The organism is Streptomyces sp. NPDC051563 (genome assembly GCF_044454225.1).
Lineage (GTDB): Bacteria > Actinomycetota > Actinomycetes > Streptomycetales > Streptomycetaceae > Streptomyces.
The window spans coordinates 271,648-296,293 of record NZ_JBITDL010000001.1 but is presented as its reverse complement, the minus strand read 5'-3'; the positions used below and the strand labels follow the sequence as shown (position 1 = coordinate 296,293).

21 protein-coding genes, 1 tRNA gene and 2 pseudogenes are annotated in these 24,646 nt (G+C 71.9%); 8 read left to right on the top strand and 16 right to left on the bottom strand.

Going from position 1 to position 24,646, the window contains the following annotated elements; all coding sequences use genetic code 11:
• Window positions 1-8 precede the first annotated feature (8 nt).
• On the top strand, window positions 9-587 hold the full coding sequence (locus tag ACIA8F_RS01390) for an antibiotic biosynthesis monooxygenase (RefSeq protein ID WP_399376109.1): 579 nt from the start codon (window positions 9-11) through the stop codon (window positions 585-587).
• Window positions 588-605: 18 nt separating this feature from the next.
• On the opposite strand, the gene ACIA8F_RS01385 is transcribed toward ACIA8F_RS01390, so the two are convergent.
• The 9 genes from ACIA8F_RS01385 to ACIA8F_RS01345 all read right to left on the bottom strand — a co-directional run bounded on the left by ACIA8F_RS01385 (window position 606) and on the right by ACIA8F_RS01345 (window position 9,811).
• Window positions 606-2,255, bottom strand: coding sequence for a long-chain fatty acid--CoA ligase (locus ACIA8F_RS01385; protein WP_399376108.1), 1,650 nt, complete (start codon window positions 2,253-2,255; stop codon window positions 606-608).
• Window positions 2,256-2,450: 195 nt separating this feature from the next.
• Window positions 2,451-2,984 (bottom strand): SigE family RNA polymerase sigma factor, encoded by a 534-nt coding sequence (locus ACIA8F_RS01380; RefSeq protein WP_399376107.1) that lies wholly within the window; start codon window positions 2,982-2,984, stop codon window positions 2,451-2,453.
• A 211-nt stretch (window positions 2,985-3,195) separates the two neighbouring features.
• Window positions 3,196-4,362: a lipid-transfer protein gene (locus tag ACIA8F_RS01375; RefSeq protein WP_399376106.1), complete on the bottom strand. Its 1,167-nt coding sequence runs from the start codon at window positions 4,360-4,362 to the stop codon at window positions 3,196-3,198.
• Window positions 4,359-4,802 carry a MaoC family dehydratase gene (locus tag ACIA8F_RS01370; protein WP_399376105.1) on the bottom strand — a complete coding sequence of 148 codons (444 nt, stop codon included), beginning with the start codon at window positions 4,800-4,802 and terminating at the stop codon, window positions 4,359-4,361. The genes ACIA8F_RS01375 and ACIA8F_RS01370 overlap by 4 nt, the downstream gene beginning before the upstream one ends.
• On the bottom strand, window positions 4,799-5,845 hold the full coding sequence (locus ACIA8F_RS01365; protein ID WP_399376104.1) for an acyl-CoA dehydrogenase family protein: 1,047 nt from the start codon (window positions 5,843-5,845) through the stop codon (window positions 4,799-4,801). Before ACIA8F_RS01365 ends, ACIA8F_RS01370 begins: the two co-directional genes overlap by 4 nt.
• Window positions 5,845-6,723 carry a bifunctional MaoC family dehydratase N-terminal/OB-fold nucleic acid binding domain-containing protein gene (locus tag ACIA8F_RS01360; RefSeq protein WP_399376253.1) on the bottom strand — a complete coding sequence of 293 codons (879 nt, stop codon included), beginning with the start codon at window positions 6,721-6,723 and terminating at the stop codon, window positions 5,845-5,847. The genes ACIA8F_RS01365 and ACIA8F_RS01360 overlap by 1 nt, the downstream gene beginning before the upstream one ends.
• A 161-nt stretch (window positions 6,724-6,884) precedes the next feature.
• Entirely contained in the window at window positions 6,885-8,042 is a 1,158-nt protein-coding gene (locus ACIA8F_RS01355) for an acyl-CoA dehydrogenase family protein (RefSeq protein ID WP_399376103.1), read from the bottom strand.
• Window positions 8,043-8,224: 182 nt separating this feature from the next.
• Window positions 8,225-8,536: a hypothetical protein gene (locus tag ACIA8F_RS01350; protein WP_399376102.1), complete on the bottom strand. Its 312-nt coding sequence runs from the start codon at window positions 8,534-8,536 to the stop codon at window positions 8,225-8,227.
• Between the two features lie 864 nt (window positions 8,537-9,400).
• Window positions 9,401-9,811, bottom strand: a complete 411-nt coding sequence (locus tag ACIA8F_RS01345) for a DUF6344 domain-containing protein (RefSeq protein WP_399376101.1) — start codon at window positions 9,809-9,811, stop codon at window positions 9,401-9,403.
• Window positions 9,812-10,117: 306 nt separating this feature from the next.
• Here ACIA8F_RS01345 and ACIA8F_RS01340 point away from each other — a divergent pair, with 306 nt between their 5' ends.
• Both ACIA8F_RS01340 and ACIA8F_RS01335 read left to right on the top strand, forming a co-directional pair.
• Entirely contained in the window at window positions 10,118-11,326 is a 1,209-nt protein-coding gene (locus ACIA8F_RS01340) for an FAD-dependent monooxygenase (RefSeq protein WP_399376100.1), read from the top strand.
• A gap of 92 nt (window positions 11,327-11,418) precedes the next feature.
• Window positions 11,419-11,754: pseudogene (locus ACIA8F_RS01335) on the top strand (alpha/beta hydrolase); the annotation flags it as partial.
• An 80-nt stretch (window positions 11,755-11,834) separates the two neighbouring features.
• On the opposite strand, the gene ACIA8F_RS01330 reads toward ACIA8F_RS01335, so the two are convergent.
• From ACIA8F_RS01330 to ACIA8F_RS01310, 5 genes are all read right to left on the bottom strand, one after another.
• A tRNA-Ser gene (locus ACIA8F_RS01330) sits at window positions 11,835-11,921 on the bottom strand.
• Between the two features lie 56 nt (window positions 11,922-11,977).
• On the bottom strand, window positions 11,978-13,036 hold the full coding sequence (locus ACIA8F_RS01325; RefSeq protein ID WP_399376099.1) for a YeiH family protein: 1,059 nt from the start codon (window positions 13,034-13,036) through the stop codon (window positions 11,978-11,980).
• Window positions 13,036-13,590: a cysteine dioxygenase gene (locus ACIA8F_RS01320; protein WP_399376098.1), complete on the bottom strand. Its 555-nt coding sequence runs from the start codon at window positions 13,588-13,590 to the stop codon at window positions 13,036-13,038. Before ACIA8F_RS01320 ends, ACIA8F_RS01325 begins: the two co-directional genes overlap by 1 nt.
• Window positions 13,591-13,697: 107 nt before the next feature.
• Complete coding sequence (locus ACIA8F_RS01315) at window positions 13,698-14,603, bottom strand: LysR substrate-binding domain-containing protein (protein WP_399376097.1); 906 nt, start codon at window positions 14,601-14,603, stop codon at window positions 13,698-13,700.
• 91 nt (window positions 14,604-14,694) lie between these two features.
• Complete coding sequence (locus ACIA8F_RS01310) at window positions 14,695-16,353, bottom strand: S1C family serine protease (protein WP_399376096.1); 1,659 nt, start codon at window positions 16,351-16,353, stop codon at window positions 14,695-14,697.
• 235 nt (window positions 16,354-16,588) lie between these two features.
• Between ACIA8F_RS01310 and ACIA8F_RS01305 the strand changes: the two genes are divergently transcribed.
• The 3 genes and pseudogenes from ACIA8F_RS01305 (at window position 16,589) to ACIA8F_RS01295 (ending at window position 19,206) form a co-directional block, all read left to right on the top strand.
• Window positions 16,589-17,389: a glycerophosphodiester phosphodiesterase gene (locus ACIA8F_RS01305; protein ID WP_399376095.1), complete on the top strand. Its 801-nt coding sequence runs from the start codon at window positions 16,589-16,591 to the stop codon at window positions 17,387-17,389.
• Window positions 17,390-17,474: 85 nt separating this feature from the next.
• A pseudogene (locus tag ACIA8F_RS01300) lies at window positions 17,475-18,076 on the top strand (ATP-binding protein).
• Between the two features lie 155 nt (window positions 18,077-18,231).
• A complete protein-coding gene (locus ACIA8F_RS01295) occupies window positions 18,232-19,206 on the top strand; it encodes a DUF5926 family protein (RefSeq protein ID WP_399376094.1) in 975 nt (324 codons plus the stop codon).
• Between the two features lie 250 nt (window positions 19,207-19,456).
• Here the strand turns inward: ACIA8F_RS01295 and ACIA8F_RS01290 are convergent, their stop codons facing one another.
• Together ACIA8F_RS01290 and ACIA8F_RS01285 are read right to left on the bottom strand one after the other, a co-directional pair.
• The gene (locus tag ACIA8F_RS01290) at window positions 19,457-20,125 is read right to left on the bottom strand and encodes a hypothetical protein (protein ID WP_399376093.1); all 669 of its coding nucleotides are present in this window, start codon (window positions 20,123-20,125) and stop codon (window positions 19,457-19,459) included.
• A gap of 107 nt (window positions 20,126-20,232) precedes the next feature.
• The gene (locus ACIA8F_RS01285) at window positions 20,233-20,931 is read right to left on the bottom strand and encodes a bifunctional DNA primase/polymerase (protein ID WP_399376092.1); all 699 of its coding nucleotides are present in this window, start codon (window positions 20,929-20,931) and stop codon (window positions 20,233-20,235) included.
• A 407-nt stretch (window positions 20,932-21,338) separates the two neighbouring features.
• Here ACIA8F_RS01285 and ACIA8F_RS01280 point away from each other — a divergent pair, with 407 nt between their 5' ends.
• Both ACIA8F_RS01280 and ACIA8F_RS01275 read left to right on the top strand, forming a co-directional pair.
• The gene (locus ACIA8F_RS01280) at window positions 21,339-22,946 is read left to right on the top strand and encodes a PP2C family protein-serine/threonine phosphatase (RefSeq protein WP_399376091.1); all 1,608 of its coding nucleotides are present in this window, start codon (window positions 21,339-21,341) and stop codon (window positions 22,944-22,946) included.
• 174 nt (window positions 22,947-23,120) lie between these two features.
• Window positions 23,121-24,587: an aminopeptidase P family protein gene (locus ACIA8F_RS01275; protein ID WP_399376090.1), complete on the top strand. Its 1,467-nt coding sequence runs from the start codon at window positions 23,121-23,123 to the stop codon at window positions 24,585-24,587.
• The last annotated feature ends 59 nt before the right edge of the window (window positions 24,588-24,646 follow it).

The following is a 24,646-nucleotide window of genomic DNA, read 5'->3' as shown; positions in this document are numbered from 1 at the left end:
CTGGCCGCATGGCCATCACCGACACGAGCGAGCAGACCGTCCCCGCCGACAACGGGGAGGTCAGCCTGCTCATAGCGCGCCAGGTCGACCCGGGCCACGAGGAGAACTTCGAGGCCTGGGCCCACGGGATCCTGGAGACGGCCGCGGCCTTCCCGGACCACCTGGGGTACGGCCTGTTCCGTCCGGCCGTGGAGGGCGGGCCCTGGTTCCTTGTGCACCGGTTCCGCAACCAGGCGGCCTTCCAGCGGTGGCAGGACTCCGCCGAGCGCGCCGCCTGGTTCTCCAACTGCCTCGGGCACCACCACACCGAGATAGCCCGTCGCGAACTGCACGGCATGGAGACCTGGTTCGCGAAGCCGGGTACGGCCCGGCCCGCGCCCCCGCGGTGGAAGATGGTGATCAGCTCGGGGCTGGCCATCTTCCCGATCTCGCTCGCGGGCAACGCGCTGCTCGGGCCGTACCTGGTGAACCTGCACTTCGTGCTGCGGACGGCCGCGTTCGCCGTCGTCTTCAGCACCCTGATGACCTACGTGGCCATGCCGGCGATCAGCAAGCTGCTGCGGCCCTGGCTCACGCGCGGCCAGTAGCCCCGGGGCGCGGGCGGATCAGTCGAGCCTGGTGACGTCGAGGCCGCCTTCCGCGTACTGCTTGCGGATCACCTTCTTGTCGAACTTGCCGACGCTCGTCTTCGGCACCGCCTCGACGAACGCCCAGCGCTCCGGCAGCTGCCACTTGGCGATCGTCTGCCCGAGGAAGGCGCGCAGTCCCGCGTAGTCCACAGTGGCCCCCTCCTTCAGGACGACGGTGGCCAGCGGGCGCTCGTCCCACTTCTCGTCGGGGACGGCGACGACCGCCGCCTCGGCGACCTCGGGGTGGGCCATCAGCGCGTTCTCCAGCTCTACGCTGGAAATCCACTCCCCGCCGGACTTGATGACGTCCTTGGCGCGGTCGGTGAGGGTGAGGAAGCCGTCGGGGCTGATCACGCCGACGTCGCCGGTCTTGAGCCAGCCGTCCGCGCTGAACTTGTCCTCCGGGCGGAAGGGTTCGCCGGCCGCGCCGCCGTAGTAGGCGCCCGCGATCCAGCTGCCGCGGACCTCCAGCTCGCCCGCGGACTCCCCGTCCCAGGGCAGGAGGTCGCCGCCGGGGCCGACCAGCCGGGCCTCCACGCCCGCCGGGAAACGGCCCTGGGTGATCCGGTACGGCCACTCCTCCTCGGGAGTCAGACCGGCCGGCGGGTGGGCCATGGTGCCCAGCGGGGAGGTCTCGGTCATCCCCCATGCGTGGTTGAGGCGCACGCCCAGCTTGTCGTAGGCCTCCATGAGGGCCGGCGGACAGGCGGCGCCGCCGATGGTGACCTGCTTCATCGAGGTCAGGTCGCGCGGGTTGGCGGTGACCTCGGCGAGCAGTCCCTGCCAGAGGGTGGGGACGGCCGCGGCGTGCGTGGGCCTCTCCCGCTCGATCATGTCGGCGAGCGGGGCGGGCTGCAGGAACCGGTCCGGCATCAGCATGCTGATGCCGGTCATGAAGGTGGCGTGGGGCAGGCCCCAGGCGTTGACGTGGAACTGCGGGACGACGACGAGGGAGGTGTCCTTGTCGGTCAGGCCCATCGACTCGGTCATGTTGACCTGCATCGAGTGCAGGTAGATCGACCGGTGGGAGTAGACGACGCCCTTGGGTTCCCCGGTGGTGCCGGAGGTGTAGCACATGGCCGCGGCCTGGCGCTCGTCCAGCTCGGGCCAGTCGTAGGTGTCCGGGCGGCCCGCCAGGAGCTCCTCGTACTCGTGCACGCGCACGCCGAGGCCCTCCAGCGCGGAGCGGTCGCCGATGCCCGCGACCACGACGTGCTCGATGGTCGGCAGGTGCGGCAGGAGCGGGACGAGCAGCGGCAGCAGGGTGCCGTTGACCAGGACGACCTTGTCGGCCGCGTGGTTGACGATGAACACCAGCTGCTCGGGAGGGAGCCGCAGGTTCAGCGTGTGCAGGACGGCACCCATGGAGGGGATCGCGAAGTACGCCTCGACGTGCTCGGCGTTGTTCCACATGAGCGTCGCGACACGGTCGTCCTGCCGGACGTCCAACTCGTCGCGCAGGGCGTTGGCCAGGCGCGTGGCACGGGTCCCGATCTCGGCGAAGCTGCGGCGGTGCGGCTCGGCCTCCCCGGTCCAGGTCGTGACCTGGGACTTCCCGTGGATCGTCATCCCGTGCTGCAGTATGCGGGTGACGAGGAGTGGTACGTCCTGCATGGTGCTCAGCAAAGCGTCCTCCCGGTGAGCGCTGCGGCGCTGCGGCGGCTACGGATGCTGCGATTCTGCGCACGTACCGGTCGGCATGTCACTACCCAAGAGTAGAAACGGGCGCGTTGTTTCACGTGAAACAACGGACGACCGGGGCCCGGCTCAGTGGAAACTGGCGCGTTGTTTCACGTGAAACAACGGACGACCGGGGTCAGCTCAGCGGACGGGTGTCAGCTCCGGGTCCTCGCGGAGCTTGACGAGCGCACGGGAGACGGCGCTCTTGACCGTGCCCACGGAGACGCCGAGCAGCTCGGCGGTCTGGACCTCGCTCAGGTCCTCGTAGTAGCGCAGGACGACCATCGCCCGCTGCCGGTCGGGCAGCCGGGTCACCGCGCGCCACATCGCGTCACGCAGTGCCTGCGCCTCGGCCGGGTCGGCGGCGGCCGGTCCATCGGCCTCGGGGAGCTCGTCGCAGACGAACTCGTCGACCTTGCGCTTGCGCCACTGGCTGGTGCGGGTGTTGACCAGGGCCCGGCGGACGTACCCGTCCAGGGCGCGGTGGTCCTCGATGCGGTCCCACGCGACGTAGGTCTTGGCCAGCGCCGTCTGGAGGAGGTCCTCCGCATCGCAGGGGTTGGCGGTGAGCGAGCGCGCAGTGCGCATCAGGACCGTGCCGCGGGTCCGGACGTACGCCGAGAACGACGGGTACGGCGTCGGATTCGAGGCGAGCGTGCACACAGGCGTGGTCATGCCTCCACGCTAGGAGCGGCGCGGCCTCGTGGGATCGGCCGCAAGTGCCGAAACGGGATCCGCCTCAGGTTGTAGGGCCGGGGCCCGCCCCACCTCCTGAAGGTGGAGGAGGCGGGGCTTCCGCGGGGGTTCCACAGGGCTTTCCGGGTGGGGCTACGGGGCTTCCGAGGGCGGCCGCACGGGGCCAGATCGGCCTCCCGCGCGGGGCGGATCAGCCGTCCGCGCCCAGGATCAGGCCGGAGGTCGGAACTCCGGTACCGGCCGTGACCAGGGCGTGGGCGGCGCCGGTGACCTGGTTGACCGAGGTGCCGCGCAGCTGGCGGACCGCCTCGGCGATGCCGTTCATGCCGTGCAGGTACGCCTCCCCGAGCTGCCCCCCGTGGGTGTTGAGCGGCAGCGCGTCCGCGGCCACGAAACCGGCCGCCTCCCCGGGTGCGCAGAAGCCGAACTCCTCCAGCTGCATCAGCACGAACGGCGTGAAGTGGTCGTAGAGGATGCCGACGTCGATGTCCGAGGGCCGCAGTCCGCTGGTCCGCCACAGCTGGCGGGCTACCACGTCCATCTCCGGGAGCCCGGTGAGGCCGTCCCGGTAGAAGGAGGACATGGCCTCCTGCCGGCGGCCCGCGCCCTGGGCCGCGGCAGTGATCACGGCCGGCTTCTGCCGCAGGTCGCGGGCCCGTTCGGCGGTGGTGACCACGATGGCCTGGCCGCCGTCCGTCTCCTGGCAGCAGTCGAGCAGCCGCAGCGGCTCGACGATCCAGCGCGAGGCCGCGTGGTCGGCGAGGGTGATGGGCTTGCCGTAGAAATAGGCGGCCGGATTGTTCGCGGCGTGCCGGCGGTCGGTGACCGCGACGTGGCCGAAGGCCTCCGGGGTCAGGTTGTAGGCGTGCAGGTAGCGCTGGGCCGTCATGGCCACCCAGGAGGCCGGGGTGAGCAGCCCCCAGGGCAGCGACCAGCCGAGCGCCGCGCCCTCCGCCGACGGCTCGCGCTGCTGGACGCCGGAGCCGAAGCGGCGGCCGGAGCGTTCGTTGAAGGCGCGGTAGCAGACCACGACCTCGGCGACCCCGGTGGCGACGGCCAGGGCGGCCTGCTGGACGGTGGCGCAGGCCGCGCCGCCGCCGTAGTGGATGCGGGAGAAGAAGGAGAGGTCCCCGATGCCGGCCGCCTGGGCGACGGTGATCTCGGGGCTCGTGTCCATCGTGAAGGTGACCATGCCGTCCACGTCGGCGGGGGTGAGCCCGGCGTCGTCGAGGGCCGCGTGGACGGCTTCGACGGCCAGCTTGAGCTCACTGCGGCCGGAGTCCTTGGAGAACTCGGTCGCGCCGATGCCGGCGATGGCGGCGCGGCCGCCGAGCTGGTCACGGGTGCGGACGCTCATGCCGTGCCCTCCGGGGTGCCGGGGGCGTTGGTGCCGGGGGCGGTGGTGCCGGCCGCCGTGGGGTCCAGCGTGACGGTGACGGTGCCCGTGACGTGGTGGCCGACGGCGTTGGCGCCGACCACGCGGATCTCGGCGGTGTTCCCGTCGAGGGCGGTGACGGTGCCGGTCAGCGTCATGGTGTCGCCGGGATGGTTCGGGGCTCCGAGGCGGATCGCGACCTTGCGCAGGACGGCGCGCGGGCCGAGGTGGTCGGTGATGTAGCGGCCGACCAGGCCGTTGGTCGTCAGGATGTTCATGAAGATGTCCGGGGAGCCCTTCTCCCGCGCGAGCACCGCGTCGTGGTGCACGTCCTGGTAGTCGCGGGAGGCGATCGCACCCGCGACGATCAGGGTGCGGGTGACCGGTATCTCCAGCGGCGGCAGCGTGTCGCCGATGTTCATGCCTCGTCCCCCTCGGAGGTGTCTTCGGACAGGACCGCGCCGAGCTCGGCCAGCAGTTCGCTGCCGCAGCCCAGGTACGCGTCGAGCTGGCGCCCCCACAGGAAGTGCCGGTGGACCGGGTGGTCGAGGTCGGCGCCCATGCCGCCGTGCAGGTGCTGGCCCGCGTGGACGACCCGCTTGCCCGCTTCCGAGGCCCACCAGGCCGCCGTCAGCGCGTGCTCGCCCGCGGGGAGCCCCTCGTCCACGCGCCAGGCCGCCTCGTACGCGGTGACCCGTATCGCCTCGGTGTCCATGTAGGCGTCGGCCGCGCGCAGCATGACGCCCTGGTTGGTGGAGAGCGGCCGGCCGAACTGCTCGCGGGTGGAGGTGTACTCCACGGCGCGGGCCAGCGAGCCCGCGCAGACCCCCGCCTGGAGGCCGGCGAAGGCGGTCCGCGCGACGGCCAGTACGTCCGCGCAGGCGCCCTCTCCGCCGACCCGTTCCGCCTCGGCTCCGGTCAGCGTCAGGCTGCCGGCCGACCAGGGGGCGGTGGTCTCCACCGGCTCCGTACGCACCCCGGGCGCGTCCGTCCGTACGAGCCACAGGGCTCCCGTCCCGTCCGGGACCAGGACGTGCGTGGCCTCGCGCAGCCACGGCACGGCGAGGGCGCCGCCGGTGAGCCGGCCGTCCGGCGAGGCGGTGATCCGGCTGCGGTCCGGGAAGGCACCGGTGGCGACCGCCTCGCCGGAGCCCAGCGCGGGGAGCAGCCGGGCACGCTGCTCGGCGGTTCCGTGCCGGGTCAGGGCGAGGATCCCGTAGACGCAGGTGGCGGCGTACGGGACCTGCGCGGTCGTGCGGCCCTGTTCCTCCAGCAGGAGCACCAGGCCGAGCAGGCCGACGTCCTCGACGGCGGCGGTCAGCCCGGCGGCGGTGAGGGCCTTCCACAGCTCGGCGTCACTGCCGGTGCCGGCGGCGCCCAGGCGGTCGTGGGTGGAGAGGTCGCCGAAGATCTGCGCGGCGAGTCCGGCCGCGGCGGCCTGTTCCTCGGTGGGGTGGAAGTCCATCAGGCTTCGCTCCCCCGGAAGACGGGCAGTTCCAGTTCCTCGTCCACGCGCAGGAACTCCAGGCGCACGGGCAGTCCGATGCGGACCTTGTCGTACGGGACGCCGGTGATGTTGCTGACCATGCGGACCCCTTCGGCGAGTTCGACGAGAGCCACCGCGTAGGGCGGGTCGAAGGCGGGGAAGGGCGGATGGTGCATGACCACGTAACTGAACACCGTGCCGGAGCCGGACGCCTCGACCGTGTCCCAGTCCGGGCTTCCGCAGGTGTTGCAGCCGGGGAGCCACGGGAAGCGGAGCGTCGCGCAGGCGGTGCAGCGCTGGATCAGCAGCCTGTGCTCGCGGACGCCGTCCCAGAAGCCCTGGTTGTCGCGGTTGATCACGGGGCGGGGGCGGCGGGCGGGCTGGGCGGGCTTCTGGGAATCGGTGGGCTTCGGCGATGCGGCGGGCTTCGGCGGTGCGGTGGGCTTCGGCGGTGCGGTGGGCTTCGGCGCCGCCGGGGCGTACTTGAGGATCCGGAAGCGGTGGGTTCCGGCGAGTTCGCCGTTCGCGCGGACGTCCATGCGGGTGGTCACGAAGTGGCCCGTGCCCAGCTTGGTGGTCTTGCGCGGCGACACGGACTCGATGACGGCGTCGAAGGTGATCGCGTCGCCGGGGCGCAGCGGCCTCAGGTACTCCTGCTCGCAGTCGGTGGCCACGACGGAGGTGCAGCCCGCGCCGTCGAGCAGCGCGAGGAGCTCGTCGTAGGCCGAGGAGCGGTCGCTGTGACCGGAGAGCCCGCCCATCGTCCATGCCTGGAGCATGGTGGGCGGGGCGATGGCGTCCGGTCCGGTGTACGCGGGGTTGGCATCGCCCATCGCCTCGCACCAGTGGCGGATCATCGGCTCGTTGACCGCGTCCTTGCCCCGGCCCGCGGTGGCGGCGGGCTGCCCTTCGAAGGACGCGAGCAGGGTGTGGAAGCGCGCCGACTCCGCTGCCGCTTCAGCCTCCGCTCCTGCTCCTGCTGGTGCCGCTGCCGTGGCTTCGGTGGCGGGCCTGGCGGTCATCGCTTCCTTCCCTTCATGCCGAGCCGCATCATGGCGACGATCTCCCGTTGGACCTCGCTGACGCCGCCCCCGAAGGTGTTGATCTGGGCGGCCCGGTTCATCCGCTCCAGCTCCCCGCCCGCGAAGACCCCGGGGCCGGATCCGCGGACGAGCGCCTCCTCCCCCACCACCTCCTGGCAGATCCGGTACACCTCGACGGTGGACTCGGTGCCCAGGAACTTCACGCCGCTCGCGTCGCCCGGGGCCAGGGTGCCGGCGCCCACGTCCTGGACGAGGCGCCAGTTGAGGAGGCGTACGGCGGCGAGGCGCGCGTGGGCCTCGGCGAGCCGCGACTGCACCCAGGGGCGGTCGGCGGGACGCTCGCCGGTGACCGGGTCGGGGGTGCGGGCGTGGTCGAGCGCCCCCCGGTAGAAGTCCTCGGCCTGCATGCCGATGGCGGCGAGGGCGACGCGTTCGTGGTTGAGCTGGTTGGTGATCAGCCCCCAGCCGCCGTGCTCGGGGCCGACGAGGTTGCCGGCGGGCACGCGGATGGAGTCGTAGTACGTGGCGGTCGTGGTCAGGCCGCCGACGGTGTCGATCGGGGTCCAGGAGAAGCCGGGGTCGTCGGTGGGCACCAGGATGATGGAGATGCCCTTGTGCTTGGGAGCCTCCGGGTCGGTGCGGCAGGCGAGCCAGATCCAGTCGGCGTTCTGGGCGTTGGACGTGAAGATCTTCTGGCCGTCGATCAGCCAGTCCTGTTCGTCGCGGACGGCCCTGGTGCGCAGGGAGGCGAGGTCGGTGCCCGCCTCGGGCTCCGAGTAGCCGATGGCGAAGACGAGTTCGCCCTTGAGGATCCGGGGCAGGAAGTAGTCCTTCTGCTCCTGCGTCCCGTACTTCATCAGGGTCGGGCCGACGGTGTTGAGCGTGACCATGGAGACGGGGGCGCCGGCCCGGTAGGCCTCGTCGAAGAACACGAACTGCTCGTCCGGGCCGCGGCCCTGGCCTCCGTACTCGACGGGCCAGCCGAGTCCGAGAAGTCCGTCGGCGCCTATGCGGCGCAGGAGTGCGCGATGTTCGGCGGGGTCCTCGGGCACCCCGTCCGGCAGCAGGTTTCCGAAGTACTCCCGCAGCTCGGAGCGGAGCCGCAACTGGCCTTCGGTCGGGGCGAGGTGCACGGCGCTGGCCTCCCGGCATCGCATCAGCAAGTTGAGCTGACTGTCCGTCAGATTCCAGGCGGATGTCAAGGCCGGGGCGTTGTGACGGAGCACGTAAAACGCCCGAGGGCGCCCGCGTTACCGGACCCCAGCCGGTCCGGTCGCGCAGGCGCCCTCAAGAGTCGGTGCGGCTCAGGCCGCGACTACCACCAGCGGTAGAAGTTCACCGCGACGGTGGAGTTGTGCTGGTCGATCGCGGTGAAGGCCGAACCGTTGACCTGCGCGGTGTTGTTCTGGTTGGACGCGCCGGATCCGGTGGCCACCTGCTGCGAGGTGGAGGAGTTGCCGTGGTTGTTGCCGCCCACGCCGCTGCCGATGATGCTGGCGACGCTCGCATTCGATCCGTCGTTCGCGAAGGAGCCGTTGTCGGCCGATGCCACCCCGCCGAAGAGGGCGACGGCGAGGGGGAGAGCGGCGACGGCGGCGATGACGCGGGCGGTACGGATGCTTGCCATGTCTGTATCCTCCAGAAAACCGAAGTGGGGTTTGCTCCAAGGCAGTTGGCCGACCGCCTCGGTCATTCCGTGTGGTGACGACGTCGCAGGACCAGAGTTGCCCACCGAATCCCCGGCGAACCACCCCGGAGCCCTCGATTCCCCCGCAAGCATGACCAACATCGGATAAACCCCATTCGCGCCCCCGGCGCCCCAGGTCAGCGCCTTGAGACCCGCTGAAACCCCTGCCGGGCAAGGGACGAACCGTTCCGCCAAACCGGCCGACCCCGGACATGCCAAAAAGGGCCGCGCCGTCCGGGAACCCCACCGTCTCCCGGGCCTACGGCCCTGCGCTGCCAAGCTTCACGCCCCCTGCACGCCCCCGGCGCTCGCCGGGACCTTCCCACTGTGCCCCGCTCCGGGGCACCTTCACGGCACGATCCGCGGTCGCGGCCTGCTCACACCGACCGACCGGGCTCCAGCGCCTGCTGCGGGGCTGTTCTCGCGTTCTGCTGCCTTGGCGCTGCTTGCTCCTGCTTGCTCCTGCGTGCTGTGGCCTGCGTCCTGCATCCCGTGGCGTACCGGGTATCGGGCACGCCGGGTACTCCTGCTGGTGGTACTGGTACTGGTACTGATCATGGGACTGGTTGCCGCCGTGTCCTGCATACCGGGCGCCGCGCACTGGGCCCTACACCTTGCACCTGCGCGCACTGCGGCCTGCGGCCTGCTGTCAACGGATCCTGCGTCCTGAGTCCTGCTACGTACGGTTCTGCGGGTCCTGCTGAGAACGGTTCCCGTGGCCCACGGGTGCCGCCTCTTCGCGGTACGAGTGCTCCAGGTGCTGCTCCGAGCGCTCCGGGTGATCCGGGTGCCCCGTGCCGTGCGCTAAGCGGCGAGCGCCATGTCCCGGCGAGCGGCCCCGACGCGGACGGCTGCGGCGATCGTGGCACTGCGGACTCCGTCGCCGCCCGTTGCGGACTCGAACTCGGCTCCGGAGCCGGCGGCCAGGGCGGTGGTGGAGCGGCGGACGGACGGGGTCTTGCCGTGGGCCTCGGCGCGGATGCGCTGCTTGATGGTGGGCGGGAGCGAACCACCGCGCATCATCGCCCTCCAGGTCCGCCGGGCCATGAAGGCCGGCCGGTTCACCGCGACGGCCGCGGGGGCGGCGGGCGAGGAGGAGAGCGGGGTGGCGGCGGCCTGGGCGACCTTGCCGCCGAAGCCGAGGGAAGCAAGGAGGGCCATGAGGGCCGCGAGGACGGTGGTCCAGATCGACGTGATGGTGCTGCGGTGAGCCATGACGGGTCCCTCTTTTCGCGATGTTCCGACGGGCGGATCTGAATACATTCGTCATGATGCGGGCGCAAGCGGAGCGCCTCCACGCCCCGCGCCGATCTTCCGACAAACACCACTCAAAGGGGCTAATCGCATAATTCCGGCCCCTCGGATCCCCGCTTGGAAACCGCGCCGGGCATGCACCGGGCGTGCGCCGGAAACGCTCCATCTCCCCTTCCACAGAAGGCTGTTGACACGCGACATGCCCGCCCCGCATGCTCCACCCACAGCGCGGCGGATCTTCTTCTCATGGTCGGGGGACCAAGTTCCATGCAGAACCGAAACGTCCTGATATCGGGTGCGGGCATCGCGGGCACCGCATTGGCCCACTGGCTGCGCCACCACGGATTCCGGCCGACCGTGGTCGAGCGCGCCCCCGCCCTTCGGGAGGGCGGGTACAAGATCGACATCCGCGGTGCCGCGCTCGACGTGGTCTCCCGCGCCGGGGTCCTCGACACGGTCCGCGCCCAGCGGACCGACGTCCAGGGCGGCTCCATCGTCAACGCGGCCGGCAAGCGGGTGGCCACGCTGGACGGCGACACCTTCGGCGGCCGGGCGGGCCACGACGCGGAGATCCTGCGCGGCGACCTGAACCGGATCCTCTACGACCTCACCATCGACGGAGCCGACGGCGTCGAGTACCTCTTCGGCGATTCCATCGCCTCCGCCACGGAGACCACGGACGGCATCGAGGTCACGTTCGACAGCGGCGCGAACCGCGTCTTCGACCTGCTCGTCGGCGCCGACGGGCTGCACTCCCACACCCGGGCGCTGGTCTTCGGCCCCGAGGAGCGCTTCATCCGGGACCTCGGCTACTACGTCTCGATCTACAGCGTCCCCAACCACCTCGACCTCGACCGCTGGGAGCTGACCTACGTCTCCCCCCTGCGCACGGCCCTGACGTACAGCACCGCCAAGGACACCGGCGCGAAGGCGATGTTCCTCTTCGCCTCGGAGCCACTGGAGTACGACCGGCACGACGTCTCCGGGCAGAAGAAGCTGCTGGCGGAGGCGTACGCGGACGAGGCCTGGGAGGTGCCCCGGCTCCTCGCGGCCCTGGACGAGGCCCCCGACTTCTACTTCGACTCCCTCAGCCAGGCCCACCTGGACCACTGGTCCAAGGGCCGCACCGCCCTGGTCGGCGACTCCGCGTACTGCGCCTCGCCCGCCTCCGGCCAGGGCACGAGCCTGGCCCTGGTCGGCGCCTACGTCCTCGCGGGCGAGCTCGCTGCGGCCGGCGGCGACCACGTGGCCGGCTTCGCGGCGTACGAACGCGAGATGCGCCGCTTCGCGGAGGAGAACCAGAAGCTCGGCCCCTCGAACGTCAAGCACATGGTCATGCGGACCAAGCGCCAGATCTCGATCCAGCTGACCCTGCTCTCCGTCCTGGGCCGCCTGCCGGGCAAGGAACGCATGATGGCCAAGGTCATGGAGCCGATCCAGAAGGCCGCGAACTCCATCACCCTCAAGGACTACTGACCGCGGCTGGAACAAAGCCGCCGACATCGCGGACCTCTACAACGGGCGTTCCTACGCCGCCTTCGGGTCCCTGTTCGGCCTGCGCGACACCGGTGGGGGAGTTCCTGGCCGGCGGGTGGGCCGAGGTGCGCGACCGGGTCGGCGAGCACTGGTGGTCCACCATGCGGCTGGCGGGCCGCGTCGCCCTGCACCGCAGCGCCGTTCATCTGGCCGCGGGCACGACGCCGACGATGCGCGAGCTGCTCCTGCGGCTGAAGGTTCCGCGCGGCTATCTGTTCCCGGCCGAGGACGGCGGCCTCCCCGGGACCGAGGCCCTGGAAGCGGCCGGGGTGGCGGTCGTCCCCGTCGCGGACTGCGGGCACAACATCATGCTCGACAACCCCGACGGCTTCGCCCGGGCCGCCGCCGATGCCCTGATCCGCCCGTGACCCCGGGGCCCGGGAGCACGCAGAAGGGGTGTCCCTGGTGAGGGACACCCCTTCTGGTCAGCGCGTCGTCTGACCTGGTGCGGTGGGTGTGGGATTTGAACCCACGGTGACATCGCTGCCACGACGGTTTTCAAGACCGTTCCCTTAGGCCGCTCGGGCAACCCACCTGGCGCGTACAGAGTACCGGGCGGTGGGGGTGGGCGGCGCTGGGGATTCCCAGGGGTCAGGTGGTGAGGAGGACGCCCGCGTACGAGGCTCCGGCCACCACCACCCAGGCCGCGAGACCCAGCAGGGCGGCCCGGCCGCCGGTGCGGGACAGGGTGGGCAGGTGGACCGCGCTGCCCAGGCCGAACAGGGCGGCGGCCAGCAGCAGTTCCTGGGCGGTGTGCGCCCATTCCAGTGCCGCGCCGGGCAGCACCCCGGTGGCGCGCAGCGCGGCCGCCGCCAGGAAGCCGGCCACGAACAGCGGCACCGGAGCCGGCCTGCGTCCCGAGGGTGTGCGCACTCCGCGCCTGCGGGCCCGTACCGAGAAGGCCACCGCGGCGACCAGCGGGGCCAGTAGGGCCACCCGCATCAGCTTGACCAGCACCGCCTCGCCGAGGGCGCCGGGGCCGGCCGTCTGGGCGGTCGCCACCACCTGGCCCACGTCGTGGACGCTCGCGCCGACCCAGCGGCCGAAGTCCGGGTCGGAGAGGCCGAGCGGGGACTGCAGGAGCGGGAGCACCGCGATGGCGAGGGTTCCGCACAGGGTGACCAGGGCCACCGAGGTGGCCACGTCCTCCTCGTCGCTGCCCGACACCTGGCTGACGGCGCCGATGGCCGAGGCCCCGCAGATCGAGTAGCCGGTGGCGATCAGCAGCGGCTGGTCCCCGGGGAGTCCGAGGCGCCGGCCCAGCCAGAGGGTGCCGAGGAAGGTCGCCGCCACCACCCCGGCCACCATCGCCACGGTGGCCCAGCCCAGCCGGAGCACCTCGTCCAGTCCCAGTGCCAGGCCCAGCAGGACGATGCCGATCCGCATCAGGCGCCGCCCGGCCAGGGAGAGTCCCGGGCGGGCGGGGCCCCGTACGAAGCCCCGTAGGCCGGGGAGGTGCGCCGCGGTGATGCCGAGCACCACCGACACTGTCAGCATCGGGGCCCAGGGCGCCAGCCGGTGTACCGACCAGGCGACCAGGACTCCGGCCGCGGCGAGGCCCAACCCGGGCCGGGGTGAGGATGTTTCACGTGAAACATCGACCGGAACCAGTGATCCCGCCCCGCGCACCGGGCGGTTGAGGAGGGCCATCAGCCGGTGGGGAGCGTGTAGACGCGACGGACGCTGCTGCCCAGGCGTACGACGTCGGCGCCGTAGACGTGCAGGGATATCGCCTTCGTGCGACAGGAGTTGCGGACCTTGTGGATGTCCCCGGGAGGGGCGAACCCGCAGACGTCACCGGGGCCGTTGACCACGTGTTCGGTCGCCACCAGGCGGGCTCCGGTGGTGGCCGTGGCGGGGGCGAGGCGGTAGCGGAGCTCGCTCTCCTCGCCCTCGTGCACCCCGGCCACGCACCAGGAGACGTGGTCGTGGACGGCGGTTTCCTGACCCGGCAGCCACACCAGGGCCACCACGGAGAAGCTGCCGTCCGGCTCCGCGTGCAGGACGTGCTGCCGGTAGCGGTCCGGGTGCCCCTCGCGCTGCTGCGCGGTGAGCAGACCGGGCGCCCCCAGGTGCGGGGCGAGGCGCTCACCGACCAGGTAGGCGGTCAGGTCGGGGGCCAGCCCCCGGTCCACGACCGTACGGATCTCGCTGACGAGGGCGGCCGTCCTCGCGGTCGTGCGGGCCGGCGTGGTGGTGGTCATAAGGGGAGCGTCGAGGAGCCCACCCATCACGTCCAACGACAGTTATGAGCTGAAATCCCAAGTCCGGCTTATGGGTTGGGGGTGCGACCCACCGCGGGCGGTCCGATTCAGCAGCCCACGCGGTTGGAGGCCGCCTGTTTCAGGGCCTGCAGCACCACCGCGGTCGCCGGGATCCGCAGATGGTCGCGGTACACATGTGCGGCGATGTGACGGCGCGCGGCCGGCTGCAGGGCCCGCCCGCACACCTTGCTCAGCGAGAGCGAGGGCAGGACCAGGGCGGGCATCATGGCCACGCCCAGGCCCTGTGCGACCAGGCTCTGGACCACCAGGTTGTCGTCGGTGGCGAAGCGGATGTCGGGGACGAAGCCGAGCCCCGCGCATTCGTGCAGCAGGTTCGCCCGGCACCGCGGGCAGCCCGCGATCCAGCGCTCCTCGGAGAGGTCCGCGAGGTTCACGGCCCGCCGCCGGGCCAGCGGGTGCCCGGTCGGCAGCAGCACCGTCAGCTGGTCTTCCATGAGCCTGACCTCGGCGACCTCCTCCGGCACCTCATCGTGGAGGCCGGGATAGGTGAAGGCCAGGGTGATGTCGCACTCGCCGCGTTCCAGCCTGCGCAAGGAGTCCGGGGGCTCCCCCTCCAGCAGTTCGACCTGGATGCCCGGATGCTCCTTGGCCAGGCTGCTCAGGGCTTCCGGGACCAGGGTGACGTTGGCGCTGGGGAAGCCGCACAGCCGGACGCGCCCGGTCCGCAGCCGGGCGTACGCCTTCAGCTGGGCCTCGGCGGCGGAGAGGCTGCCGAGGATGGCCTCGGCGTGCCGGGCCATGGACTCCCCGGCCTCGGTGAGCTGCATGCGGCGCCCGATGCGGGTGAACAGCGGTGTGCCGACGGCGCGTTCGAGCGCCTTCATCTGCTGGGTGATCGCGGGCTGGGTGTACCCGAGGACCCGGGCGGCGGCCGAGTAGGAACCCGAGGCGACCACTTCGTGGAACGTCCGTATGTGCCGCGAATCGAACACGGTCGAAGCATAAGCGGACGTTGGGAGGGGCCGCAGGCACAATCGCGCCTACGGCCCCTCGCCATCAAGCCAGTTGGATCCGTCGCACCGGCTACTTCTTGTCCCCGACCTGCGAGCCGAGCGTGATGTCCACCGTGGTCGGCTTGCCGCCGCGCAGGTAGGTCAGCTTCACCGTGTCACCCGGCTTGTACGTCCAGATCTCGCTGATCAGGGTCGGGCCGCTGTCGATCGGCTTGCCGCCGAGCTCGGTGATGATGTCTCCGGGCTTCAGTCCCGCCTTGCCCGCAGGACCGTTCGGGTCGACCAGCTCGTTGGGCGAGGCGCCCGTCTCGGAGATCTTCGCGCCGTCGGTCTTGGCCGCGAGGTCCACCGAAACCTTGATCACCGGGTAGACGGGCTGGCCCGTCTTGATCAGGGACTCGGCGACGTTCTTCGCCTGGTTGACCGGGATCGCGAAACCGAGGCCGATGGAGCCGGCCTGGCCGCCGCCGAAGCCGCCGTTGCCGGCCGACTGGATCGCGGAGTTGATGCCGATGACCGCGCCGCGGCTGTCGAGCAGCGGACCGCCGGAGTTGCCCGGGTTGATGGAGGCGTCCGTCTGGAGGGCGCTCATGTACGAGTTCTTCCCGCCGGAGGCGTCGCCCGAGGCGACCGGGCGGTTCTTGGCACTGACGATGCCGGTGGTGACCGTGTTGGACAGGCCGAAGGGGGCGCCGATCGCGATGGTCGAGTCGCCGACGGCGACCTTGTCCGAGTCGCCCAGCGGCAGCGGCTTGAGCCCGGACGGCGGGTTCTTCAGCTTGATGACGGCGACGTCGTACCCCTGGGCCCGGCCGACGACCTCGGCCTCGTACTTCTTGCCGTCGGAGAACGTCGCGCTCAGCTTGCCGCCGTTGGCCGCGGAGGCGACCACGTGGTTGTTCGTGAGGATGTGGCCCTGCTGGTCGTAGACGAAGCCGGTGCCGGTGCCGCCCTCGCCGTCGCCGGCCGAGGCCTCGATGGTGACGACGCTGGGCAGCGCGCCGGCGGCGAGGCCCGCGACGGAGCCCGCATCGCGCTTGAGGTCCTTGGGCGTGTTGCCGGCGCTGACCGTGGTCGAGCCGGAGCCGTCACCGCTCCGTTCGGCCGCCCAGTAGCCGACGCCGCCGCCGACGCCGCCCGCGAGGAGCGCCGCCGCGAGCACGCCGGCGATCAGGCCGCCCTTGCCCTTCCGCTTGGGCTGCGGGGCACCCTCGGTGGCCAGGGGCGCACCCCAGCCGCCACCGCCGTGGCCGTCACCGGCCCCGTACGCGGGGGCCGCGGGCGGCGGGGGAGGCCAGCCCTCGGCACCCGTCGCCTGCGGGCCGGGAGCCTGGGCGTACGCGGGGGTGGCCGGCGGGGCCGGGTTCTCGGCGTACGCGGGGGTGGCCGGCGGGGCCGGGTTCTCGGCGTACGCGGGGGTGGCCGGCGGAACCGGGGTCTCGGCGTACGCCGCAGGCTGGGCGGGCGCGGCGGGCTGCGCCGCCGGGGGCTGCGCGGCCGCGGCAGGCGCGGGCGTGGTCTGGGGGAGCTGCTGGGTCGGCTCGGTACCGGGCGCGGGCGCCGGCGGCAGCTGCTGCGTCGCCGGGTCCACGGGCGCCGGAGCCGCGGGCGCCGGAGCCGCGGGCGCCGGAGCCGCGGCCGGCGCGGCGTCGACGGGCGCGGCCACCGGGGGTACGGGCGGGGCCGCGGGGGGCATCGGGGCCGCGGTGCCCTCGTTCTCGGTGCTCACAGCGCTCTCTCCTCGTCACACACGGCTTCAGAAATACGGGCGATAACGGTCCGACTGAACGTTCGACGTGCCGTACAAGTTCCTGGGCAAAGCCTTTCCCATGACCCGTCAGAGCACTGTAAGCCGGACCTGTGAGTCTCCCCCATCCTTTATCTCCGACATTTCTGGCGCATCCGCAGAAGCACCCACAGGGCTCCCCCCGACATCCGGACCCTCTCGGTGGCACCATGACCCGGTGACCCACGCAACGCCGCGCCCCATCCAGGTCGTCGCCCACCGCGGCGCCTCGGAGGATGCCCCCGAACACACGCTGGCCGCCTATCGCAGAGCCATCGAGGACGGGGCCGACGCCCTGGAATGCGATGTCCGGCTCACGGCCGACGGCCATCTGGTCCTGGTCCACGACCGGCGGGTGAACCGCACCTCCAACGGGCGCGGCGCCGTCTCCGCCCTGGAGCTGGCCGACCTCGCCGCCCTCGACTTCGGCTCGTGGAAGGACCGGGAGGAGTCCCCCGACTGGGACGCGGACCCCGAGCGGACCTCCGTGCTCACCCTGGAGCGGCTGCTGGAGCTGGTCGCGGACGCCGGGCGGCCGGTACAGCTGGCCATCGAGACGAAGCATCCGACCCGCTGGGCCGGACAGGTGGAGGAGCGCCTGCTGTTCCTCCTCAAACGCTTCGCGCTGGACGCCCCGCCGGCCGAGGGGCCGCACCCGATCCGGGTGATGAGCTTCTCCGCGCGCTCCCTGCACCGGATGCGGGCGGCCGCGCCGACGGTCCCGACCGTCTACCTGATGCAGTTCATCTCGCCCCGGATGCGGGACGGGCGGCTGCCGGCGGGTGTACGGATCGCGGGGCCGGGCATGCGGATCGTGCGCAACCACCCGGCCTTCATCCGCAAGCTTCAGGCCGCGGGCCACTCCGTTCACGTATGGACCGTGAACGATCCGGAAGATGTTCAGCTGTGCGCTGATCTGGGTGTGGAAGCGATCATCACGAACAGACCGCGACAGGTTTTGTCACAGCTGGGTCGCTGACATCCCGTTTTGCGCTTTCGTCCCACGCGAAACACCCGTTACGGGGTGTGCACCGGCGCATCCACTCCGCATTCGGTCGCTCCCAATGCGTCAGAGGGCGCCGGTGCGGCGGTTTCCGGTCCAGGCCATTGGGGCATCCAGACCATGCGTGGGGCTAAGGAGGTTCCGGGGGTGGCGTTGATGGTGGCACAAGAAGTGCCCACGTCGTCGTGCATGGACGTGTCCCATGGTCCTGCGGGCGTGGGCGAGGCGAGGCACCGGATGCGCGAGCAGCTGCGCATCAGCGGAGTGTCCGAATCGATCGTGGACGACGCCGTACTGATCCTTTCCGAACTGCTCAGCAACGCCTGCCGGCACGGCAGGCCACTGGGTCTACGGGAGATCGGCGACGGCGGGATACACGCGTCGTGGCGCGTCGACAAGGCGGGGCGGCTGACGGTCGAGGTCACGGACGGCGGCGGGCCCACCCGCCCCATCCCGGCCAAGCCCTCGGTCACCGCGCGGGGCGGGCGGGGGCTGAACATCATCAGCGCCCTGGCCCAGGACTGGGGTGTCCGGGACGGAGCGGCGGGTGAGGTCACCGTCTGGGCGACCGTTGCCTGCGGGCCCCGGCACGAGGATTTCGCTACGCGCGTTGCGCCCCCGGCGATCGATTTCAGTACGGCCTTCGACAATCTGGACCCCTGATCCGACCGGTCCCCGACCGCGGGTGGACGGATGGCGGCCGTCCGGGAGTGCACGCCGACCGTGCTCCCGGCCGCACCCCACCGGCTGCGGCGGTACGAACGGCTAGGCTCGCGCCCAGACCGACGCCGTACCGCCGCAACCGGGAGACACCCACGATGGCCAAGAAGCGCCCCGCCGCGAAGTCCGCAAAGCCGCAGCTCAACAACGGGGAGATCCCGGTGGTGGGCGCTCGCGAGCCCTGCCCCTGCGGATCCGGGCGCCGTTACAAGGCCTGCCACGGCGCGGCCGCCGCGCACGCCGTGACCGAGCACGTGGCCCGCCCGTTCGAAGGCCTGCCCGGCGAGTGCGACTGGGTGGCGCTGCGCGAGCTCGTCCCCGCCGCCACCGTGCCGCTGACCCTCAAGGGCGGACTGCCCGAGGGCGTCCCCTCCGTCACGCTGGTGACCGTACTCCCGCTGGCCTCGCCGGCCCTGCGCCGTGAGGACGGCTCCGTCCTGCTCGGCCTGCAGAACGACTCGACCACCGGCGACCTCGCCCGGGACATGGCCGACACCCTGGAGCGCGCCCTCGTGGCCGAGCCCGGCACCGTCGTCACGGCCCGCCGGGTTCCGGCCGAAGGCCCGCGACTTCAGGATCTCCTGTCCGCGGACGACGGTTTCGAGCCGGTTGTCCACAGCGGGTTCGAATTCTGGATTCCGGAAGCGGAGAGCGCGCAGAACGCCTCCCCGGAGGTCGCCGCCTCCCTGGAGCGCGCCAACGCGGCCGCCATCCCGACCGTCAAGCTGACCGGCGTGGATGCCGCCTACTGGTGCGAGACCCCGGACAAGAACCACCTGCGCTGGGTCATGCCGCACCCCGAGGAGAAGCTGCTCGACGCGCTCGCTCGCCTGCACGCCGCGGGCACGTCCTCGCTCGGCGAGGGCACCAAGCTGGTCGGCTCCTTCCGCGCCCACGGCCTGATGGTCCCCGTCTGGGACCTGCCGACCGGGGTCTCGGCCGAGGACGTGGAGAAGCCCGCGGCCGAGCTCGCGGAGCGGCTGGCCACGGCCCTCGCGACGGACGCGCCGCTGACCACGGAGGAGCGCCGCGCCCGCGGCGGCCTCACCAACCGCCAGGTCACGCTCAGCTGACCGGGTGGCCGGCCCGTCCGCGGGCCGGCCACGAGGGTCCGCGGACGGGCCCCCGGGAGGGCCGGGGAGACGTCACAGGTGACCGGTCACCGGTGATCGGTGTCACAACTCCCGGTAATCGCCTGCAAATCGGTGTCCGAATATCAGAGATCGAATTTGCGAACAGGCGATCTCTTGTTACCGTTCTTGTAGCCCGGTCGCTGGTGCATCCCCCGTCGCCAGCGACCGGGCCCTTGAGTTTCCGTGACGCTCAACCGTCACCCGGTACCGGTGAGTTGCTCCCGGACCGCAGGAGCAGGGCTCCTTCATCATCCGGAACTGCAAATTCCGCTACGGCCGAGTAGTCCCCCGCAACCCCGGCCGACTCCTCCCTCGGCGTTTCGCACAGCCCCGGCTCGTCGCCCGCTCCGACCGCGCAGCGGATCTGCACCGTGCGCCCCGCCGGACCCATCACCGTGAGCACCGCGTCGAGCGGACGGCCGCTGGTGTTCCGGTAGTAGCTGCGGCCCCACGTCCGGCCCTCGCCCGACAGGACGCAGGTCTGCGCCTCCACCCCCCGCGGCGAGGACAGTTCGGGACCGCAGCGGGCGTCCGTGCGCGGCTGCTCGGCGGGGCCCGGGCGGGCCGGCGCCGCGGCCCGGGCCGGCGTACGGGACCCGCCGGAGGCGGAACTCGCGTCCGGGCCGCCCGAATCGGCCGAGCCCCCCGCATTGCCGGTGTTTCCGGGATGGTCCGGGTCCGCGGAACCCGACGTCCCCGGAGCGCCCTTGGCGGGGTGCCCGAGGCCGAAGGTGGAGAGCAGCCCGCCGCCCTTTCCATCGCTCTGACCGGCGAAATCCGGCCCGGCGATCGCTCCCGCCAGCGGGAGCGACAAGATGATCAACACACCGGCGCCGATACCGATCAGGCGGAGATTCATTCGCCGAAGATAGCGATGCGGGAATGGGGCACGGAGATCCCCGCGCCCAATTCCCTTGGAAACCGGTCTCGCTGACACCCGTACGAGTGATCCGTCAGCTCGCAGGCTCAGTACGCGAGCCGGCTCCCGCCGCCCGGCGCACCGCTGCTCGCCTCCACCAGCGCGTCCACGACCGCCTCCACCTCGGGCAGCCAGATCTCCCCGGCCCCCTCGGGCTCGCGCTCCCACCGCACCTGGCCTCCGCCGATCGCAGGGGAGGGCGGGAGCAGCAAGTACCCGCCCTCGCCGTGGAAACGCAGCGAGGAGGGCACGTGGTCCTTGGCGTAGAGGATCTCGCCGAGCCGCTCCAGGGAGTACGGCTCCACGAGCAGCGACCACCGCGTGGGCGTGGCCACGACCGGCCCGAGCCGCATCCCCTCGGCGTCCAGCCGTACGACGGCGCGCGCGGCCGCCGCGGCGGGCAGGCTCACCGCGCAGGGCGCACTCCCGCCGGTGGCCAGCAGTACGGGGGCGCACGCCCGGTTGGCCCACCACCAGGACACCATCCGGGGGTCTGTGGTGGCCGCGAGCAGTCCGGGATCGAAGGGGTGCGCGCCGGGTACGACGCAGTCGGGGTCGGGGCAGGCGCACCGGGCGCTGTCGGCGCCCGAGCGTCCGACTCCCGGCAGCACGGGCCAGTTCCAGGTGGTGGCGCAGGTCAGCGCCGCGTCGAGGAGGGCCGGCGCATCACCCTGCGGCGGGGCGGGGCGCAGGGATTGCAAGCGATTGCGGAGCCGCTGGAGACGCCTTCCGAGGATCTCGCGCATGAGCGCTCGTTCCTTTCCGTTGAACGCCGAGGGCCACATCACACCAGGTAAGCGGTGGTTCACCACACGTACACGTTGCGCGTCTCTGTCCGCTTGAAGCAGGTTCACACGGTTCGTGCAGTTTTCTTACGGGTCCATGAAACGTCCGTCGGGGGCGGTACGCGACCCGGGTCCGCACGGGGGACGGCTCTCGTCGATGGGGACGACGGGCCGTGCCCGACGGTTCCCGTCGGGCACCGGGCTGGGCCAACTCTCCCCGGGTGCAACGGATTACGTACCCGGACCGGCCGACTGACTCGCCCAGTCGACCGCAAAAACCGTCTGCTTCCCGCTTTTTCCGGCCAAGTTCTAGCCCCGACCGAACAGTGAGTTGCCGCCCCACGGACACCAGGATTCCCACCTGGGCAATGCTGGACATCGCTCCTCGTGTGCGTGTAGATGTGGATTCATTGATAGCGGCGCAGCATGATCTGGGGGTTTGCGATGCTATATGGCGAATCGCACCAGCTGGAAAGGCGGACGCCATGAGCGCCCCGCATCTGCCGAAAGTGGCTGGAATCGATCCAGCCGTCACAGCGTCCCCGCACACTGTGGCGCCCACACCGGTGCCCACTGCCGTGTCCACACCGACGAGCCCGCGAACGGCCCACGCCCCGGCGCAGGGTCCCGCTGCGAGCTCGGTCATTCAGGACCGTCTCGCAGGCATGGTCTCCGACCTCACCACCCTCCACGAGCTCACCGAGCGGCTCGCCCGCGCCAGTGACCTCACCTCCTCCCTCCAGGAGTTCCTGCGGGCGGGGGCGTCCCTCGTCGGCGCCCGGCGCGGCCTGATCGTCCTGGAGCCCTCCGACGGGCTAGGCCCCACCAGCACGATCGGCCTCGGGCTCGGCCATGCCGACCTCGGGCACATCGAGACGGTGCCGCGCAGCGCCACCTCCTACGGCCGCATCCTCGACGGCCTGCCCGACGCCCAGGGCGGCTCGGAGTTCCTTCCCGAGCCCGGCACCGCCCCCGGAACGGGCGCCGGCGGGTACGCCACCGCCGTCGACCCCCGCCACCGCGAGGTCGCCGCCCGGCTCGGCTACGCCGCCAGCTACGCGCTGCCGCTGACCGCCGAAGCCACCGGCCGGCTCGGCGCCGCCGTCTGGCTCTACGACGAACAGGCCGAGCCCAGCGACCGCCAGCGCGACCTGGCCGGGCTGTACGTCCGGCACGCCGCCGAACACCTGGCCCGGATGCTGGAGGTGGAGCGCGCCCGCGCCGGCCTGGCCACCGTCGCCGAGGAACTGCTGCCCAGCCGTCTCCCCCGGATCCCCGGGGTCCAGCTCGCCGCCCGGCACCACACCGGCCCGCACGGCGGAGGCGACTGGTACGACGCGCTGCCGCTGCCGGAGGGCGCCCTCGGCCTGGCCGTTGGCTCCGTCACCGGCTCGGGACCGAGCGCCGTCGCCGCGATGGGCCGGCTGCGCGCCTCCCTGCGGGCGTACGCCGTCATGGAGGGCGAGGACCCCGTCGCCGTCCTCTCGGACCTGGAGCTGCTGCTGCGCCTGACCGAGCCCGCGCGCTCGGCGACCGCCCTCTTCGCCTACTGCGAGCCCGCCGGCGGCCCGAACGCGAACGGCCCGGGGCGCAAGCTCATCCTGGCCGGGGCCGGGCACGCCCCGCCGCTGCTGATCGGCGAGCGGCGCACCGAGTACGTGGAGACCACCCTCTCCGCGCCGCTCGGGATGCTGTCCTGCTGGGAGGCCCCGAGCGTGGAGATCGAGCCCGCGCCCGGAGAAACGGTGCTGCTCTACACGGACGGCCTGCTCCGGCGCACCGGGGACCCGATGGACCGGGCGTACGCGCGGCTGCACGCCGCCGCCGCGGGGATTCCCCGTAGCGCCCGCGAGGACCCGGCCGCCATCTGCGACCACATCCTGCGCACGGTGCTGCCGGACGGCGAAGGGGACGGACCCGCGGCTCCGGCGGACGCCTCGGAGGACATCGTGCTGCTGGCGGCCCGGTTCGAGTGAGGAGCCGGTGAGGTGACGAGCCGGTGAGCCGATGAGAGGCGGGGTGGGGCGGGGCGTGTGACGGTGTGGCCGGGTTTAGCTGATTTGTCACACGACCCGTCGGGGGGCGTCCGCTCACACATACGATGGATGAGGTCCATACCCGGTCCGTGTCCGTCGTACTGAGGAGAAGACGTGGCTGACGAGCTCACCCCGGAGACCCCGGAAGAAGAGCAGCCCAAGAAGAAGCACAAGCAGCGCAAGAACGGGCTGTACCCGGGTGTCAGCGAGGAGCTCGCCGCGAGCATGCGCACGGGCTGGGCAGACACCGAGCTGCGCGGACTGGAGCCGATCGCCCAGGCCTCGCACACCGCCGCCCGCCGCTCCGCGCTGTCCCGGCGCTTCCCCGGTGAGCGCCTCGTCGTCCCCGCCGGACGGCTGAAGACGCGCTCGAACGACACCGAGTACCCCTTCCGCGCCTCGACCGAGTACGCGTACCTCACCGGCGACCAGACCGAGAACGGCGTCCTGGTCCTGGAGCCCGCGGGGGAGACCGGCCACCACGCCACCGTCTACCTGCTGCCCCGCTCCGACCGCGAGAACGGCGAGTTCTGGCTCTCCGGCAGCGGCGAGCTGTGGGTCGGCCGCCGCCACTCCCTCACGGAGGCCGAGCAGCTCCTGGGCATCCCGGCCAAGGACGTGCGCAAGCTCCCCGAGGAGCTGGCCGAGGCCGAGGGCCCGGTCCGTACCGTGCGCGGTCACGACTCCGTCGTCGAGACCGCGCTGACCGACAAGGTCACCAAGGAGCGCGACGAGGAGCTGCGCGTCTACCTCTCCGAGGCCCGCGCCGTGAAGGACGCCTTCGAGATCGGCGAACTGCAGAAGGCCGTCGACTCCACCGTCCGCGGCTTCGAGGACGTCGTGAAGGTGCTCGACAAGGCGGAGGCCACCTCCGAGCGCTACATCGAGGGCACCTTCTTCCTGCGCGCCCGTGTCGAGGGCAACGACGTCGGCTACGGCTCCATCTGCGCCGCCGGCCCGCACGCCTGCACCCTGCACTGGGTCCGCAACGACGGCGACGTCCGCTCGGGCGACCTGCTGCTGCTCGACGCCGGTGTGGAGACCCACTCCCTCTACACCGCCGACGTCACGCGCACGCTGCCGATCAGCGGTGCGTACACCGACATCCAGCGCAAGATCTACGACGCGGTCTACGCCTCCCAGGAAGCGGGCATCGCCGCCGTCAAGCCGGGCGCGAAGTTCCGCGACTTCCACGACGCCTCGCAGCACGTGCTCGCCGAGAAGCTCGTCGAGTGGGGTCTGCTGGAGGGGCCGGTCGAGCGCGTCCTGGAGCTCGGCCTGCAGCGCCGCTGGACCCTGCACGGCACCGGCCACATGCTCGGCATGGACGTCCACGACTGCGCCGCCGCGCGCACCGAGGCGTACGTCGACGGCACGCTGGAGCCCGGGATGTGCCTCACGGTCGAGCCCGGTCTGTACTTCCAGGCCGACGACCTGACCGTGCCCGAGGAGTACCGGGGCATCGGCGTCCGGATCGAGGACGACATCCTCGTCACCGAGGACGGCAACCGGAACCTGTCGGCCGGTCTGCCCCGCACCTCGGACGAGGTCGAGGCCTGGATGGCGCGCCTCAAGGGCTGACGCCACCGCTCGTACGCGCCGATGGGCGGCACCCTCCGCGGGTGCCGCCCATCGGCGCG

Bases quoted from the DNA above. Each gene is read 5' to 3' on its own strand.
- ACIA8F_RS01390 (WP_399376109.1), top strand. From the start codon at position 9: ATGGCCATCACCGACACGAGCGAGCAGACCGTCCCCGCCGACAACGGG.
- ACIA8F_RS01380 (WP_399376107.1), bottom strand. From the start codon at position 2,984: ATGACCACGCCTGTGTGCACGCTCGCCTCGAATCCGACGCCGTACCCG.
- ACIA8F_RS01375 (WP_399376106.1), bottom strand. From the start codon at position 4,362: ATGAGCGTCCGCACCCGTGACCAGCTCGGCGGCCGCGCCGCCATCGCC.
- ACIA8F_RS01370 (WP_399376105.1), bottom strand. From the start codon at position 4,802: ATGAACATCGGCGACACGCTGCCGCCGCTGGAGATACCGGTCACCCGC.
- ACIA8F_RS01365 (WP_399376104.1), bottom strand. From the start codon at position 5,845: ATGGACTTCCACCCCACCGAGGAACAGGCCGCCGCGGCCGGACTCGCC.
- ACIA8F_RS01360 (WP_399376253.1), bottom strand. From the start codon at position 6,723: ATGATCCGCCACTGGTGCGAGGCGATGGGCGATGCCAACCCCGCGTAC.
- ACIA8F_RS01350 (WP_399376102.1), bottom strand. From the start codon at position 8,536: ATGGCAAGCATCCGTACCGCCCGCGTCATCGCCGCCGTCGCCGCTCTC.
- ACIA8F_RS01345 (WP_399376101.1), bottom strand. From the start codon at position 9,811: ATGGCTCACCGCAGCACCATCACGTCGATCTGGACCACCGTCCTCGCG.
- ACIA8F_RS01340 (WP_399376100.1), top strand. From the start codon at position 10,118: ATGCAGAACCGAAACGTCCTGATATCGGGTGCGGGCATCGCGGGCACC.
- ACIA8F_RS01325 (WP_399376099.1), bottom strand. From the start codon at position 13,036: ATGGCCCTCCTCAACCGCCCGGTGCGCGGGGCGGGATCACTGGTTCCG.
- ACIA8F_RS01320 (WP_399376098.1), bottom strand. From the start codon at position 13,590: ATGACCACCACCACGCCGGCCCGCACGACCGCGAGGACGGCCGCCCTC.
- ACIA8F_RS01295 (WP_399376094.1), top strand. From the start codon at position 18,232: ATGGCCAAGAAGCGCCCCGCCGCGAAGTCCGCAAAGCCGCAGCTCAAC.
- ACIA8F_RS01290 (WP_399376093.1), bottom strand. From the start codon at position 20,125: ATGAATCTCCGCCTGATCGGTATCGGCGCCGGTGTGTTGATCATCTTG.
- ACIA8F_RS01285 (WP_399376092.1), bottom strand. From the start codon at position 20,931: ATGCGCGAGATCCTCGGAAGGCGTCTCCAGCGGCTCCGCAATCGCTTG.
- ACIA8F_RS01280 (WP_399376091.1), top strand. From the start codon at position 21,339: ATGCTGGACATCGCTCCTCGTGTGCGTGTAGATGTGGATTCATTGATA.